The organism is Streptomyces sp. Y2F8-2 (assembly GCF_014905555.1).
Lineage (GTDB): Bacteria > Actinomycetota > Actinomycetes > Streptomycetales > Streptomycetaceae > Streptomyces > Streptomyces cynarae.
In genome coordinates this window covers 827,604-842,549 of record NZ_BNGS01000003.1, presented here as the reverse complement: position 1 = coordinate 842,549, position 14,946 = coordinate 827,604, and the positions used below count along the sequence as shown (strand labels likewise).

Genomic DNA, 14,946 nt, shown 5'->3' with positions numbered 1-14,946 from the left:
AGATCGTGTACGACCTGACACGCCCCTTGAGACTCCGTCGCCCCGTGCGCGCATCTACGCTTCCGGGGTGAGGTGGGCCCACGGGCCGTCCGAGTCCTCCTTGGGGATCCACAGCAAGGGCTGGCCGGCACGGCAGTGGTCGTCCACCTCCTCCTCCCACGGGAACCGTCCGGCCTTGTCGGGCCAGAACAGCTGCGTAATGGGGAGCGGAGGGGTCTGGTAGAAGTCGATGCCCGCGCCGAAGAAATCGTGGTACCAGCTGGGGTGTACCGGCCGGATCGCCACGTCGTAACCGTTCAGAACATCTCCCCGACGCTGGTCGGGTTGCAGTGGCTCCCCGTCTCGTATCGCGGCACCAGCGGCGTTCACCACGCGCATCGCGGTCTGCGAGGGGAGTCCGAAGACGCTGACCTCGGGACTGCGCAATGTGTGCCATAGGCCGATGGAGTAACCCCAGTCGCCGGGGGCGTCACCGCCGGCCACGCCCATGACATGCCAGCCGAAGTCGGCAACGCTCTTCGCTATGCGGCTGTCACGTTCCTCCCATACGGGACCACCCCACTGTGTGGGGGCGCAGAGGAGGCAGAAGCAAGGAGACGCGTCCATCCCAGGAGAGTAGGCCGGCCGCAGAACGGGGCCGTCTCCGGGCCGCCCGAGGCGCCCCGACGCCGACCAGTGGAGACCGACGGTGACAGACGAACCACGGCCTTCAGCAGCCGGCGGGCAGCGGGACCGGCGCCTGAGCGGGCCTTCCGCCACCGGGATGTTCGACGCGCGATTCGGCGCCGGCGCGTCCAGGCGGCTCGGCGGAGTCCACGAGCGTGGCCGGGCCGTCCGACTCCGACGTGCCGCACTCCTCCCGCTCGGTGGCGGGGTTCGCAAGGAGTGCCTCGGCTGCGACCGTCAGCCCGGCCGCGGAGTCGGCGGCGAACCTGCGCACCTGGCTCGGCGTGACCACCGCCGCGCGACCGGGCCGTTCCCAACTGCTCCGGTAATATCGGCGGTTCCAGTGGGCCGCGCGTGGGGGGCGGGAATGGTCGCGAGGTACCTCGTCTCGCCGCACGGTGGCCGCCGCGCTCATCCCGACATCACCTCCGCGCTCGCCGCCGCGGCCAGACGGGGCCGGGCGGCGCTGGTCGAGATCGCGCCCGGTCGCTACGAGGAGGCGCTCACCGTCCAGGGCGAGGTCCAGTTGGCCGCGCTCGGCGATCCGGGCTCCGTGGTGGTGAGCCGGTCTCGTGGTGCCGTCCTCGACGCCTTCGGGTCGGTTCAGGTGCACGGTCTCGTGTTGGTGGGCCGTGACGCCGACGTCGTCGGCTGCCATGCGGGAACGCTCACGCTTGACCACTGCGATGTCCGTGCGCACAACGGCGTCAGCGTGCACGCGAGGCCGAGCACCTTCGTGACACTGCGGGACAGCGTGTTCCTGCACGGCAGAGCCCTCTTCAGCGGGGCGAACGGGCTCGTCGAACGATGCCGGTTCACCGACGCCACCGACAACGCGGTCGCGGTGATCGAAGGTGCCGACGTCTCGGTCCGGGGCAGTTGGATCGGGGGCAGCATGATCCATGGCCTGCGGGTCAGCGGTGCCCGTGCCCAGGTCACCGGGTGCGAGCTGACCGGCACCGGCAAAGCGGCCGTCATGGCGGATTCGCAGGCGGAGCTCACCGTGACCGACTGCGCGATCAACGCTGTGCACGCGGAGGGAATCGCGTTCATCGAGCAGTCGAAGGGTTCCGTGGACGACACGCGGGTCTTCGACGCGCAACACGGGATCGCGGTGGTGAGTGGTGCCGACCCTGTGGTGCGCGGCTGCGCGTTCACCGAGTGTCGCGACACCGGCATCAACGTCCACACCGCGGGCCGTGGCAGGTTCGAGGACTGCGAGGTCTTCGGCGCAGGCAACATCGCGGTGTTCTCGACCAAGGGCGGCGCTCCCGAGGTTCACGGTTGCCGCATCTCCCGCGGCAACGTCGGCATAGCCGTCACCGATGCCGGCAGAGGCCGCTTCACCCGGGTCGGGATCGAGGACCTGACGAGCGTCGCGCTGCGGGTCCACGACGAGGCCAGGGCTGTGTTCGAGCAGGTCCGCGTCGAGCGCTGCCCGTCGCACTTGGAGACGCGGGGTAACGGCGGTACCACGGCCGACGTCACCGACTCGGTGTTCCGTGATTTCGGCATGTCCGCAGCGGAGGTCCTGGGCCAGTCCCGGGTCACGTTGAAAGGCGTGTCGGCGGAGCGGGGAGTGGTGGGCTTCGGCGTCGGCGAAGAGGCTCAGCTGTTCCTGCATGACTGTGACGTCGCAGCGGTGAGCTCCTGTGGGGCCGTCGGGTTCGGCAAGGGGAGGCTCGTCGCACGGAACCTCACTGTGACCGGCTCAGAGAGCCTGGGCCTCTGCGGGACGGACTCCGCCCGCCTGGATGTCATGAACAGCGAGTTCGTCGACTGCGCGACCGCGGGTGCGAGCTTCCAAGGCACGAGCGGGGGACGGCTGGTGGACTGTTCCGTCACCGGAACGCAGGGTGTGGCCGTGCAGGACAACGGCCGCGTCGACCTTGTCTCTCTGCGCACGTCGCTGCCGGTCGTCGAGCAGACCGCAAAGCCGGTCGAGCCTCCACCGACGATCGTCAACCACTACGACGGGCCGGTGTTCAACGCCGAGGTCCACGGGGCTCAACTGGCATGGAACAACGACAACGTCATCCAGCAGCAGAACAACGAGGACGGTTCCAGCACATGAACGAGCCGCAGAACGTCAACAACTACGACGGGCCGGTGTTCAACGCCGAGGTCTCAGGCGCCCAGTTCGCCTGGAACAACAACACGGTCAGCCAGAACCAGCAGAACAACAGCGCTGTCGCCCCGGGCTTCGAGGCACTCGCCACGCTGGTCACCACCTTGCTGCGCGAGCTGCCCCAAGCCGGCCTCGCTGATGCCGACCGAGAGGATGCCGAGTCCGCAGCCAGAGAAGTGCTCGCGACGATCGCCCGGCCGGATGCGGCCGAAGACGGCAGGCTCCGCCGCGCGCTCGCCATGCTGAGGGGAGCTCTGGCCCCGGTCGCGACCGGAGTGGTGGCCGGTACGGCGGCAGGGGCGCAGGAGTGGGCCCAGAAGGCGATCGAGGGTTTGACCGGCATCCTCTGATCACCGGCCCGGACCGCCCCGTCGGACGGCCCGGACCGCCCGTCGGACGGCCCGGGCCGGCCGCCGCCGTTGCCGGACCCCTACGCCTCCTCGTGCCCCAGCGACACGTCCACCTGCTGGCGCCCGCCCCCGTCGATCTTCACGGGCGTGACGACCGGCGGGTAGCCGCTGGCGACCACCGTGTACTCGTCGCCGGAGAGATCGGTGAAGGCGTACGTGCCGTCGGGGCCGGTGGAGCGGGCCGCGACGACGTTGCCCTCCGCGTCCAGCAGGGTGACCCGGGCGTCCTCCACCGTGCGGCCGTCCCGGGTGCGTATCGTGCCGCGAACGTCGGCGGCGGGGCGGAGTTCGATGTCGTGGTGGACGCCCTCGGTCGTGACCGTCACCAGGGAGGCTGCCGGGCGGCGGCCCGGGGCGGTGACCGTGACCGCGTAGTCGCCGGGGAGGAGGTCGGCGATCCGGTAGGCGCCGTCGGTATCCGTCGTCGTCGAGGACGCCACGGCTCCGCGCTCGTCGGTGACGACGACCAGGGCTCCGGACAGCGCCTCTGCGCCCGTGTCGCGCACCGTGCCGGTCAGGGTGCCCGTGCCGGCGGGCATGACCAGGTCGTAGGCGATCGGTGCGCCGTTCAGGGACAGCGTGGCGACCTGCGGCTGGTGTCCGGCCGCCGAGCCGATGAGCACCAGGCTCCCGCGTGCGGAGGTGTCCACGGCGTACGAGCCGTCCTCGCGTGAGGTGGCCCGGGCGACCTGGCGGCCCGTCGGGTCGAGCACCGTGATCGCGGCGCGTGCCAGTGGTGTGCCCGCCCCGTCCCGCACCTGGCCGCGGATGACGCCCGGACCGTCGATTCCGAAGTCCGGACGGTCGGTGTCCCGGCCTCCGGTGTCCCGGCCTCCGGTGTCCCCTGCGGTGGCGACGGCCAAGGGCTCAGCGGCGTCCGGGGCGGCCCCCGAGGCCGGGGCGCCCGGCGTGTCCGCGGCCGCCCGGGGCGTCGCCCTGCGGCGGAACAGCAGCACCGTCACCAGCACCGCGAAGACGAAGAAGCCGGCCGACCACCAGTACGCCGTGGAGTAGCTGTGCAGCGCGGCGTTCACCTTGACCAGCGGGTCGGTCATGTGGTGCTTCGCGTAGTCCGTCGCGGCGCTGGTGGCCAGTGTGTTGAGCAGCGCGGTGCTGACCGAACCGCCCACCTGCTGCGTGGTGTTGACGGCCGCCGAGGCCACACCCTGGTCGCTCGCCTGGACGCCGAGGGTCGCGTAGCTCATGGCCGCGGGCATCGACAGGCCGAGGCCCGCGCCGATCAGCAGCAGGGGCGGCAGCACATGCGCGGCGTAGCCGCTGTGCAGGCCGAGGCGGGTCAGCCAGACCATGCCGCCCGCGGCCAGCAGCATGCCGATGGGCACGATCACCTTGGGGCCGATCTTCGGCACGAGCACGTTGGTGGACAGCTGCGCCATCACCATCAGCGCGCCCACCATCGGCAGGAAGGCCACGCCGTTCTTCACCGGCGAGTAGCCCAGCGTCGCCTGCAGGTAGTAGGTGAGGAAGAGGAAGACGCCGAACATGCCGGCGGACGAGATGAGAACGGTGGACAGGGCGGCGCCGCGGTTGCGGTCCGCCAGCACGCGCAGCGGCAGCAGGGGGTGCTTCGCCCGGGCCTGCCAGAGGAAGAACGCCAGCAGGAGCACGCCGCCCGCGGCCAGGAAGCCCCAGGTCATCCAGTTGCTCCAGTCGTGCGTCTCCGCGTTGGCGAAGCCGTAGACGACGCCGAACAGGCCGCCGGAGACCAGGATCACACCCGGGATGTCCAGCCGGGGCCGCTGGGCCGGGACCGAGCGGCTGATGAAGACGATCGCGCCGATCAGCGCGAAGACCGCGATGACGTCGTTGACGTACAGCGTCCAGCGCCAGTTCAGGTATTCGGTCAGCAGGCCGCCGAGGACCAGGCCGACGGCGGCGCCGGAACCGGCGATGGCGCCGAAGACGCCGAACGCCCTGGCGCGTTCCTTGGCGTCCGTGAAGGTCGTGGTCAGCAGGGAGAGCGCGGCGGGAGCCAGCAGGGCGCCGAACAGGCCCTGGACGGCGCGCGCGACGACGAGCATGGTGAAGCCGTTCGCCGCCCCGCCGAGCGCGGAGGCCGCCGCGAAGCCGACCAGGCCGATGATGAAGGTGGTCTTGCGGCCGAACAGGTCGGCGAGCCGGCCGCCGAGCAGGAGCAGGCTGCCGAAGGCGAGCGAGTAGGCGGTGACGATCCACTGCCGTCCGTTGTTGTCGAAGCCCAGGTCCTGCTGGGCGGACGGCAGTGCGATGTTCACGATCGTGGCGTCGAGCACCACCATGAGTTGGGCGAGGGCGATCACGCCCAGCGCCCACCATCGGTGCTTCGGCTGGGCATGGTGGTGGGTCCGGCCGGAATCTGTGGCCGGGGCGGCTTCGGTCTGGATGAATTCCATGTGATCCCTCTTGCGGGGCTCAAGGGCTCCGGGTGGCTCAGTGCCTTCTACCTCGGGGTGGAGGAGGACGACGGTGTCCGTCCAGCGCTCGAGGTACGGAGTGCGGCGTTCGGTTCGTTCGATGTTCGGCCGGTGTGGGGGTCGCTCCGGCGAGACGGCGGGGGCCCTCTGTCCGAAACGGTTTCGTACACCGTCCCGAGAGTAGGGAACCTCGTAGCGAAACGCAAACGTTTCGATCCTCGCCCGTTCCGCACCTCAGGCCGCGGTGTAGCCGAGCTGGCGCCTCATGTACGGGGTCAGGAGGGTCTTCGCCTTGGCCAGGGTGCTGGTGCGGCTGCCGAGGACGGCGGTTTCGCCGCCCGGCACGGGCATCACGGTCACTCCGGCGGCCGGGCCGAACGGCACGATGAGCGGGGTGCGGCGGATCGGCCGGTAGAAGCGGGGCTCCTTGCGGTGCCTGCCGGAACTCTGGAGGTGCGCGCGGATGTTGTGGGCGGCGATGTCCGCCTGGGCGAGTGCGGCAGGGGTGATCTTGAGTTCGCTGACGTCGTTCACGTCGCCGACCGCGAACACGTCCGTCCGCCCCTCGACCCGGAGCGTCCGGTCGACCTTCACATGGCCGGCGGCGTTGAGCCAGTCGCCATGGCCGGCCAGCCGCAACCAGAGTGTGTTGGGGGTGGTGCCGGTCGCCCAGAAGGAGAGGTCGGCGTCGACGACGTCGCCATGAGCGTCGCGATAGGTGCCGAAGAGGCTGCCGGGGGCCATGAAGGAGTCGAGCCGCACCTCCACGTCGTGGGACTCCAGCCAGGCGCGAGCCTTGCGGCCGGCCCGCGCGCTGCCCGTGGAATGGAGCAGTTCCGGCCCCGCGTGGGCGAGCGTGACCCGGGCGTCCGGCCGGGCCAGGCGGATCTCGGCGCTGAGTTCCACGCCGGACGGCCCGCCGCCGACGACCAGGACGTGTTCGGCGGCGGCCACGTGCTGTTGGTGTCCGGCGAACGACTTGGCCGCCTCTTCGGTAGTGGTGCCGGTGAAGCGGGCCGGTTCGGGGTAGTCGGCGCCGGTGGCGATCACCAGCACGTCGTACGGCAGTCTTTCGCCGGTGGCCAGCACCACATGCCGTTCGGCGGTGTCGATGCGGACCGCCTTGCCGACGACGACACGGCCGTTGCGCAGCAGCCGGTCGTACGGAATGAAAGGAGTGGCCGTCCACTCCGGGCGTACGCCGGCGCGCAGGGAGGCGATGCGGTGGAAGAAGACCTCCTTGCGGTCCACCAGCGTGACCCGCGCCAGGGCGTCCAGCCGTTTTGCCAGGCGAACGCCCGCATAGCCGCCGCCGATCACCACTACATCGCCGTCGCGCACGCCGGGTCTCCTGCCTGGTGGGGGGTGCGAGTGCCGCGCGGATCGGCTGTTCTCGGCCACTCGACTGCTGGGGCAGAGTAACGCTTGAAACCTAAACTTTCAGTGCGGTCGTGTGCCTGTTGCGTGAAGCGATGGTGTGGGCGGGCACCACCCACGCGGGCCCGTGCGGGGGTCAGGGAAGCGTCGGCGAGCCGCTGTCCGGGCCGCTGCCGTCCAAGGTCGTCCCTTGCCGTTGCTCGACCCATTGCCGCAGTTCCTCGTCGCCCACCTGCTCCACCGTGGCGAGCAGCTCCCGGCGCGCTCGCGTGTCCCGGTCGGCCTCGGGGACCAGCTGGTAGCGGTTGATGGCTCGTCGCAGGGACTCACGGGACTGTGCCGCCAGAACATAGCGGGGGCCGTGTGCGAACACCTGCCGGACGCCGGTGAAGAACAGGGCGCCGCCCGCGATCAGGGCGGTGAGCCAGGCGGGAGCATGGAGCCCCGCCGCCACCACCGTGGACGAGGAAGTCGCCAGTGCCCCCAGCTCGGTGACGCGGTGCCACTTGCGGGCCGAGTCGCGTGCCTCCTCGTAGAAGGCCAGCTCCTCCCGGGCGAGCGCGAGCACCGGGTCCGGGGCTTCGAGCCACGCGCTGGTGTCGGGTCTACGTCGGCGCATGGCTCCATGGTGTCCCACGGAGCACCGCCGACGCCGTCCCCTGTGCGGGAGAAGTACAGTGGAGTTGACCGACGGACAGCACAACCGGGCCTGGGGGCAGCAGCGTTCGGATCTACGGAAAGCTGCGTGGCACCATGCGCCCCTCCCCCTCCGCCTTACCCCAACCGCCTCTGCCGGACGCCGGGTTGCCTCGGTCGGCCGCACAGGACGAGGCCCGCGGCCATCTCGTACGCCACGACCCGAGTGCCCACCGGCCGTCCCTCGGTGCCACGCCGCGGCGGGTCCTCGTCACCGGGCTGGGAGCCGTCACCCCGCTCGGTGTCGGAGTGGCCGAGTTGTGGCAGGGGCTTCTCGACGGACGGTGCGGGATATCCGAGTTGACGGGTGACGACTTCGCCGGCTTGCCCGTCCGCACAGCCGGGACCGTGCCCGCCGATCCCGCCGCGCTGCTGCCCCGGCCCCGGGCGCGGCGGATGAACCGGGCCGCGCAATTCGGGGTGCTCGCGGCGCGGGAGGCCTGGCGGGATGCCGGGTTCGACCTGGCGGGCGCGGTGGGCAGCGGACTCGAACCCGAGCGCGTCGGCGTGTCCGTGGGCTCCATCCTCGGTGACGCTTCCGTGCTGGTCGGCGGTGACCGGGTGCTGCGGGAGAGGGGGCCTCGCGCGGTCTCCCCCCTCACCACCCCCATGACCGTGCCCTCCCAGGCCGCCTCCCAGATATCGATCGACCTGGGGATCACCGGGGAGGCGCGCACCGTGACGAGTGCCTGTGCCTCGGGGACCGAGGCGATCGGGCAGGCGATCGACCGGATCCGGTACGGGCACGTGGACGTGGCCCTGGCAGGCGGCGCGGAGGCGGTGGTGACGCCGGCGATCATGGCGTCGTTCGCCGCGATGCGGGCCTTGTCCCAGCACGCGGTGGGGGACGTCTCGCCCTCGCGGCCCTTCGCCAAGGACCGCGACGGGTTCGTGAACGGCGAGGGCGCCGGGTTCCTGGTGCTGGAGGCGGACGAGCACGCACGGGGGCGCGGGGCGCGTGTGTACTGCGAGGCCGCCGGGTGGGGCTTGTCCGCCGACGCGCACCACATGGCGGCGCCGGATCCGTCGGGCGCCGGGATCGTGCTCGCGCTGCGGCGGGCGCTGCGGGACGCGGGTGCCCGCGCCGTGGACGTCGTCCACGTGAACGCGCACGCCACGGCGACGCCCGACGGCGACCTCGCGGAGGGCGTCGCGCTACGGGAGGTGCTGGGCGACGCCGTGCCGGTCACGGCGCTCAAGGGTCACCTGGGGCATCTGCAGGGCGCGGCCGGCGGGGTGGAGGCCCTGGCCACGGTGCTGACCCTGTACCACGGGCTCATCCCTCCGACGATCGGCGCCACGGCCCACCACCCCCAGGACTCCCAGGATCCGGAGATCCCACTGGACGTGGTCCGCGGCCGCCCCCGCCCGCTCCCCTCACACGGCGACCTGGCCCTGAGCAACTCCTTCGGCTTCGGCGGCCACAACGCCGTACTGGCGCTGCGGCGGGTGCGCTAGGGCCCCCTAGGCCCCCTTCGCGGTTGCCTTCTTCGCCGCTGTCTTCTTCGCCGGTGTCTTCTTCGCCGCGGTCTTCTTGGCTGCCGCCTTCTTGGCTGCCGTCTTCTTGGTCGCGCTTCGCTCGGTCGCGGTCTGCTTGGTCGTGGTCTGCTTGGTCGTGGTCTGCTTGGCCGCGGTCTGCTTAATCGCCGTCCTGTTCGCCGTGGCCCCCGGCTTCGCCACCGTCTTCTTCGTCGCCGGCGCCCTCTTCTTCCCGCCGGTCTCCTTGGGCTCCGTACGCGCCGCCTTCCGCTGCGGCAACCGTGTGACCTCGGCCTTCTGCTGCGCCCTCTGCTCGCCCGCGCCCCGCGCCTCCTTGGCCACCCGCACGCTCTTCTCCAGCGCCGCCATCAGGTCGAGCACCTTGCCGCCCTCGGGCGCCGGCGCCGTCGGCGGTTCCTTGCCCTCCGCCTTCGCCGCGATCAGGTCCTCCACCGCCTCGCGGTACTCGTCGTGCAGCTCGTCCAGGTCCACCTCCCCCAGCGTGTCCATCAGGGCGTCCGCCAGGTCCAGCTCCTTGTCCCGGACCGTGATGTTCCCCTCCGGTGCCACGCCCTCCGGTGCGCGGATCTCGTCGGGCCACAGCAGGGCGTGCATGGCGAGGACGTCACCGACCGCGCGCAGCATCCCGAGCCGTTCCCGGCCCCGCAGGGCGAACTTCGCGATCGCCACCTTCCCCGTGCGCCCGAGCGCCTCCCTCAGCAGCGTGTAGGGCTTGGCGGCCGGGGTGCCGTTCGCGCACAGGTAGTACGCCGTGTCCATCTGGAGCGGGTCGATCAGGTCCTCCGGGACGAACGCCACGATCTCGATCGTCTTGGTGGTCGGGATGGGCAGCTGAGCCAGGTCCTCGTCCGTGATCGGGATGACCGAGCCGTCCGCGTCCTCGTACCCCTTGCCGATCTCCGCCTGAGCCACCTCGCGGTCCTCCAGCTCGCAGAACTTGCGGTACTGGATGCGGCCGCCGTCCTCCAGATGGATCTGACGGAAGGAGATCGCGTGGTTCTCGGTGGCGTTCATCAGCTTGATGGGGATGCTCACCAGGCCGAACGAGATGGAGCCGTTCCAGATGGATCGCACGTTCCGCCCCTTTTCCGGATAGGTCGGGCGATTTCATGGGGTTCTCGTGGGATTCTCATCGTATGACGCCGATCACAGAGGTGGAGGGCCGCCGGCTGGCGCTCAGCAACCTGGAGAAGGTGCTCCATCCCGCGACCGGCTTCACCAAGGGCGAGCTGCTGCACTACTACGCGACCACCGCCGGCGCCCTGCTGCCTCACCTCCGCGACCGCCCGCTGTCCTTCCTGCGCTATCCGGACGGGCCGGACGGACAGCTGTTCTTCGCCAAGAACGTGCCGCCGGGTACGCCCGACTGGGTCACCACGGCGGAGGTGCCGCGTACGGAGGGTGCGGCCCGCATGGTGCTGATCCAGGACCTGGCGAGCCTCATGTGGGCGGCGAACCTCGTCACCGAGTTCCACACCCCGCAGTGGCGCATCGACACGCCCGACATCGCCGACCGGCTGGTCTTCGACCTCGACCCGGGAGCGCCGGCCACGATCGTCGAGTGCTGCGAGGTCGCCCTGTGGCTGCGCGAGCGGCTGGCGGCGGACGGGATCGCGGCGTACGCGAAGACGTCCGGCTCCAAGGGGCTGCATCTGCTCGCCACCGTGGAACCGACGCCTTCACAGCGGACGACGGACTACGCCCGGCAGCTCGCCGTGGAGGCGGAGAAGGCGATGCCCCGCCTGGTCATCCACCGTATGACCCGCAGTCTGCGGCCCGGGAAGGTCTTCGTGGACTGGAGCCAGAACGCGGCGCGCAAGACCACCGCCACGCCGTACACACTGCGCGCCCGGGCGGAGCCCACCGTGTCGGCGCCGGTTACATGGGAGGAGGTGGAGGACTGTGCCTCGCCCGGCAGTCTCGTCTTCCGCGCCCCGGACATCGCTCCCCGGTTGCAGGCGTACGGGGACCTCATGGCCGCGCTCTGCGATTCCGACCAAGCGGTTCCGCTGCCGTGAGGGCAAGCGGTTCCGCAGCCGTGAGAGCGAGCGGTTCCGCAGCCGTGAGAGCGAGCGGTTCCGGTGCCCTGAGAGCAGGCGGTTCCACTGTCCTGAGAAGAAGCGGTTCCACTGCCCCGAACCCCTGCGGTGTGCCGCCGCCCCACGGTCACACCCGGGACCACGTGTGCCGGTCCCGTGCCATCGCGTGCAGCGCTTCCACGTCCGCCGGCTTCAGCATGCCGCCCAAGCGGGCCAGGGCGGGCACGTCCGTGTCCTTCAGGACGCGGATCCTGCGCAGCGGCGCCGTGATCTCCAGGCGGCCGGGCTCGGTGACGATCAGGACCGGGTGGACCTCGGCCGTCAGCGCGTACGACGCCCGGTCCGCGTCGGCGCTCACCTGGCGCAGCAGCGGCCGCGCCTCCTGACGGCCCACCGTCACCATCGGATCGGCGACGAGGACCCGCTGCCTGCGGGCGTAGAGGGAGCGCACCGCGAACAGGCCGCCGGGGCCGATCGCCAGGTGGTGGATGCGGTCGCCGCCGGGCAGCGGCACCGAGTGCAGGGTTCGCCAGCCCGCGCCCTCCAGACCGTCCAGCGCGTCACCGACCGCCTGCTCGGCGTCGAGCGCCTGGCGCCGTGGGTCCGGGCGCAGCCGGCGGGTGGGGCCCGGGTCGCGGTCCAGGGCGATCAGCAGGGCCTCACCGGGCCGGTTCGGCGCCAGGTCGTCGTCCGGGTGGAGGGAGAGCCGGGCCAGCTCGGCGGGGGTGGGCACGGGGGGCGGCCCGACCGTCACCGGGCCCGTCACGAACGGGCCGAGCGCGTCGAGCACGCCCTCGCGCAGGTCCTCGCTCAGCAGGTTGACCCGGCCGGTCTCCCGGTCGTACCAGGCGATGTTCCGCCCGTCGGTGCCGCACACGTACAGGCGTTCCTGTCCGTGCCGCCAGGTCGGTACGACGCGCAGTCCGTCCATGCACCATCACCCCTCGACCATGGGAACAGGCGGGGTGCTCCGGGGGCAAGAACCCGGCTACCTTTGTGAGCAGTTGGGGACTCGGTGGGAGGCGCCGTTGCGGACCCGCAGAAAGCAACCCGATGTTCCGGCTCCCGAGAGCCCGTGGAGCGAGATCGTGCCCGGTCTGTGGATGGGCGGCCATGAGTTCAGGGGGCGCTCCGGGGAGCGGGAGTTCGCCGTCGTACGGGATGAGTTCGATCTGGTGCTGACCTTGTTGCGGCTGCCCGGGCACGGGCCTGACGACGGAGTCGAGCACCATGTGTGGCCGATCCCGGACGGCCCGCTGGACGGAACGCAGCTCGCGGGTGTGATGCGGCTGGCGCAGGCCGCCGACGACGCGCTGGAGGACGGGCGCCGGGTGCTCGTGCGGTGCTACCACGGGTACAACCGTTCGGGCCTGGTCGTCGCGCATGCGCTGGTGCGGGCCGGGCACACCGCCGAGGAGGCGATCCGCATGATCCGCGCCCGGCGCGGGCCCTGGGCGCTGCACAACGACCTGTTCGTGGAGTACCTGCGGGCGGGCCTGGACACCGCCCGCCTCCTGGAGGAACTCGCGGAGTAACCTCACTGGCCGATCGTAGAGTGAACAACCGGTCATCAGGTGAGCAAAAAGGACGGATGCCCCCGTGTTCCCCAGCCGTCGCGCCGGCACGGCGTTCCGCAGCCGCCGTGTGGGCCCGTCACTCCGCGGTCGCCCCGTGCGCGCGGCCCTCGGCGTCGCCGTGACCGCCCTGCTCCTTGCGGGCTGCGGTGACTCCGGTGCCCTGCGGGGCGCGGGCCCGACCGCCACCGCCGTCGGCCCGGTGCGGCTGTGGCCCCAGCTGCCGCCCGCCTCCACGCCCGCCCTGGACTACGGCGAGGCGGACACCGAGACCGTCAAGGGCGTCACCGTTCCTGGTGATGACATCCGCCGGGTGGACCCCCTGGACGTCGTGCGCGCCGAGGTCGCCGCGCACCCGGACGCCTACTCCGGCCCGCACGCCCTGTACGCGGAGACGCGCGAGCGGCTGAAGGACTGCGGCGTGGCGGGCCCGCAGGGACGGCGGTGCCCGGTCCTGCGGGCGTACTACCGCGACCTCACCGGCGACGGCGAGGACGACATGGTGCTCGGCATCCGCTTCCCGGACGACCAGCTGGCGGTGCGCGTGTACACCGTCGAACACCACCGGCTGGTGCAGGTCATGGGCACCTCGGACAGCGTGATCAGCGTGGAGCTGGCGGGCAGCACCGTGATCATCCGCTCGCCGTCGACGCTGCCCGGCTACGAGTTCCGCACGGAGTGGACCTGGGATCCGCACCAGCACGCGATGCTGGCGACCCGGGACGAGATCGTGCGGGTGGGCACCGCACCCCCACGCCGGCCGGTCGCACCGGCCCCGTCCGCCCCTGCCCCGGCCTCGCCCGTCCCGTCCGTCTCCCCCTCGGCCGCCCCCGTCCCGTCGGAGAGCGCCCGATGAGGCCCCTCGGCCGCACGCTCGACCGGCTGCCGCGCTGGACCGGCACGCTGACCTGGAAGGCGGCCGCCTTCATCACCGTCATGTGCTGTGGTCTGGCCGCGCTGCTCGGCGTGCTCGTCCATGTCCAGGTCACCGACCGGACCGTCGGTGAGGCCCGCGGCCGGGCACTGGCCCGGCTGACGGAGGTGACGCAGGCGTACGAGGCGGGCGACCGGCTGCCGCACGACGCGGGTGTCGACCCGCCGGGGCTGCCGGCGCCGCTGCGGGAACTGGCGGCGGACGGGTACCGCGGCACGATGGTCGGGACCCGGGATCCGCAGCCCACGATGTGGGCGGCGGGCCCGGCCGACGGCGGCCGGGCGCTCGCCGTGCAGGTCGACTACGCGCAGGGCGCCCGCATCATCGACGCCCTGGACGAGGCGATCGTGTGGTCCTCGGCGCTGGCGAGCGGCGTGACGCTGTGCGTGGGAGCGTTCGCGGTGACCCGGGTGACCCGGCGACTGCAGGCGACCGCGCAGGTGGCCCGGCGGATCAGCGCGGGCGACCTGGACGCGCGCGTGAACGACCGGCGCGCGAGGAATCCGGCGCGCCCCCAGGACGAGGTGGCCGCGGTCGCGGGCGCCCTGGACACGATGGCGGCCACGCTGCAGGGCAAGCTGCTGAGCGAGCAGCGGTTCACCGCGGACGTGGCGCATGAGCTGCGCACCCCGCTGACCGGGCTGCACGCGGCGGCCGAGCTGCTGCCGCCCGGGCGGCCGACCGAGCTGGTGCGGGACCGGGTGGCGGCGCTGCGCACGCTCACCGAGGACCTGCTGGAGATCTCCCGCCTGGAGGCGGGCGGCGAACGCCTGGAGCTGGCCGAGGAGCGGCTCGCGCCGCTGGCGCAGCGGGTGGTGCGGGCCTCCGGCACCCCGGTCGAGGTCCGGGTGGTGCGGGACGCGTGCGTGGCGACCGACCGGCGGCGGCTGGAGCGGGTGCTCGGCAACCTGGTGGCGAACGCGCACCGGCACGGGCGGGGCCCGGTGGTGCTGACGGTCGACGGTGCGCGGGTCACCGTACGGGACCACGGGGACGGTTATCCGGAGTACCTGCTGGCGCACGGGCCGCAGCGGTTCCGCACCGAGGGCGGCGCGAAGGGGCACGGCCTCGGCCTGACGATCGCGTGCGGGCAGGCGGAGGTGCTGGGCGCCCGGCTGGAGTTCGCCAACGCACCGGACGGCGGGGCCATGGCCACGCTCTCCCTCCCGGAGACGCCAATAAGTACCGGAACGGGCTGATTGCCCCCG

General features: G+C 71.9%; 13 protein-coding genes and 1 pseudogene. 8 read left to right on the top strand and 6 right to left on the bottom strand.

Translation table 11 applies throughout. The annotated features are described in order from the left end of the window. Window positions 1–54 precede the first annotated feature (54 nt). Entirely contained in the window at window positions 55–606 is a 552-nt protein-coding gene (locus SY2F82_RS13855) for a DUF4262 domain-containing protein (protein WP_200419305.1), read from the bottom strand. A 215-nt stretch (window positions 607–821) separates the two neighbouring features. Between SY2F82_RS13855 and SY2F82_RS13850 the strand changes: the two genes are divergently transcribed. The 3 genes from SY2F82_RS13850 to SY2F82_RS13840 are packed head-to-tail and all read left to right on the top strand — an operon-like array spanning window position 822 to window position 3,144. Continuing rightward, the gene (locus tag SY2F82_RS13850) at window positions 822–995 is read left to right on the top strand and encodes a hypothetical protein (RefSeq protein WP_200419304.1); all 174 of its coding nucleotides are present in this window, start codon (window positions 822–824) and stop codon (window positions 993–995) included. A gap of 38 nt (window positions 996–1,033) precedes the next feature. Then, complete coding sequence (locus SY2F82_RS13845) at window positions 1,034–2,740, top strand: right-handed parallel beta-helix repeat-containing protein (RefSeq protein WP_200419303.1); 1,707 nt, start codon at window positions 1,034–1,036, stop codon at window positions 2,738–2,740. Next, a complete protein-coding gene (locus SY2F82_RS13840) occupies window positions 2,737–3,144 on the top strand; it encodes a hypothetical protein (RefSeq protein ID WP_200419302.1) in 408 nt (135 codons plus the stop codon). Before SY2F82_RS13845 ends, SY2F82_RS13840 begins: the two co-directional genes overlap by 4 nt. Before the next feature lie 80 nt (window positions 3,145–3,224). Here the strand turns inward: SY2F82_RS13840 and SY2F82_RS13835 are convergent, their stop codons facing one another. The 3 genes from SY2F82_RS13835 to SY2F82_RS13825 form a co-directional block, all read right to left on the bottom strand. Further along, window positions 3,225–5,597 carry an MFS transporter gene (locus tag SY2F82_RS13835; protein WP_200419301.1) on the bottom strand — a complete coding sequence of 791 codons (2,373 nt, stop codon included), beginning with the start codon at window positions 5,595–5,597 and terminating at the stop codon, window positions 3,225–3,227. Between the two features lie 255 nt (window positions 5,598–5,852). Further along, the gene (locus tag SY2F82_RS13830) at window positions 5,853–6,959 is read right to left on the bottom strand and encodes an NAD(P)/FAD-dependent oxidoreductase (protein ID WP_200419300.1); all 1,107 of its coding nucleotides are present in this window, start codon (window positions 6,957–6,959) and stop codon (window positions 5,853–5,855) included. A 172-nt stretch (window positions 6,960–7,131) separates the two neighbouring features. Beyond that, window positions 7,132–7,614, bottom strand: a complete 483-nt coding sequence (locus SY2F82_RS13825; RefSeq protein ID WP_200419299.1) for an SLATT domain-containing protein — start codon at window positions 7,612–7,614, stop codon at window positions 7,132–7,134. Window positions 7,615–7,811: 197 nt separating this feature from the next. Between SY2F82_RS13825 and SY2F82_RS13820 the strand changes: the two are divergent. Next, window positions 7,812–9,149, top strand: a pseudogene (locus tag SY2F82_RS13820) (beta-ketoacyl synthase); the annotation flags it as partial. 6 nt (window positions 9,150–9,155) lie between these two features. Here SY2F82_RS13820 and SY2F82_RS13815 read toward each other — a convergent pair. Then, complete coding sequence (locus SY2F82_RS13815) at window positions 9,156–10,265, bottom strand: Ku protein (RefSeq protein ID WP_200419297.1); 1,110 nt, start codon at window positions 10,263–10,265, stop codon at window positions 9,156–9,158. A 62-nt stretch (window positions 10,266–10,327) separates the two neighbouring features. On the opposite strand from SY2F82_RS13815, the gene ligD reads away from it, so the two are divergent. Beyond that, window positions 10,328–11,209 (top strand): non-homologous end-joining DNA ligase, encoded by an 882-nt coding sequence (gene ligD, locus SY2F82_RS13810; RefSeq protein ID WP_200419296.1) that lies wholly within the window; start codon window positions 10,328–10,330, stop codon window positions 11,207–11,209. A gap of 148 nt (window positions 11,210–11,357) precedes the next feature. On the opposite strand, the gene SY2F82_RS13805 is transcribed toward ligD, so the two are convergent. After that, window positions 11,358–12,161, bottom strand: coding sequence for a nuclease-related domain-containing protein (locus tag SY2F82_RS13805; protein ID WP_200419295.1), 804 nt, complete (start codon window positions 12,159–12,161; stop codon window positions 11,358–11,360). 97 nt (window positions 12,162–12,258) lie between these two features. On the opposite strand from SY2F82_RS13805, the gene SY2F82_RS13800 reads away from it, so the two are divergent. The 3 genes from SY2F82_RS13800 to SY2F82_RS13790 all read left to right on the top strand — a co-directional run bounded on the left by SY2F82_RS13800 (window position 12,259) and on the right by SY2F82_RS13790 (window position 14,937). After that, window positions 12,259–12,765, top strand: coding sequence for a dual specificity protein phosphatase family protein (locus SY2F82_RS13800; RefSeq protein WP_200419294.1), 507 nt, complete (start codon window positions 12,259–12,261; stop codon window positions 12,763–12,765). 64 nt (window positions 12,766–12,829) lie between these two features. Continuing rightward, entirely contained in the window at window positions 12,830–13,660 is an 831-nt protein-coding gene (locus SY2F82_RS13795; RefSeq protein ID WP_308437761.1) for a hypothetical protein, read from the top strand. After that, window positions 13,657–14,937, top strand: coding sequence for an ATP-binding protein (locus SY2F82_RS13790; protein WP_200419293.1), 1,281 nt, complete (start codon window positions 13,657–13,659; stop codon window positions 14,935–14,937). Before SY2F82_RS13795 ends, SY2F82_RS13790 begins: the two co-directional genes overlap by 4 nt. Window positions 14,938–14,946 lie beyond the last annotated feature (9 nt).

Bases quoted from the DNA above. Each gene is read 5' to 3' on its own strand.
- SY2F82_RS13790 (WP_200419293.1), top strand. From the start codon at position 13,657: ATGAGGCCCCTCGGCCGCACGCTCGACCGGCTGCCGCGCTGGACCGGC.
- SY2F82_RS13835 (WP_200419301.1), bottom strand. From the start codon at position 5,597: ATGGAATTCATCCAGACCGAAGCCGCCCCGGCCACAGATTCCGGCCGG.
- ligD (WP_200419296.1), top strand. From the start codon at position 10,328: ATGACGCCGATCACAGAGGTGGAGGGCCGCCGGCTGGCGCTCAGCAAC.
- SY2F82_RS13825 (WP_200419299.1), bottom strand. From the start codon at position 7,614: ATGCGCCGACGTAGACCCGACACCAGCGCGTGGCTCGAAGCCCCGGAC.
- SY2F82_RS13840 (WP_200419302.1), top strand. From the start codon at position 2,737: ATGAACGAGCCGCAGAACGTCAACAACTACGACGGGCCGGTGTTCAAC.
- SY2F82_RS13855 (WP_200419305.1), bottom strand. From the start codon at position 606: ATGGACGCGTCTCCTTGCTTCTGCCTCCTCTGCGCCCCCACACAGTGG.
- SY2F82_RS13845 (WP_200419303.1), top strand. From the start codon at position 1,034: ATGGTCGCGAGGTACCTCGTCTCGCCGCACGGTGGCCGCCGCGCTCAT.
- SY2F82_RS13805 (WP_200419295.1), bottom strand. From the start codon at position 12,161: ATGGACGGACTGCGCGTCGTACCGACCTGGCGGCACGGACAGGAACGC.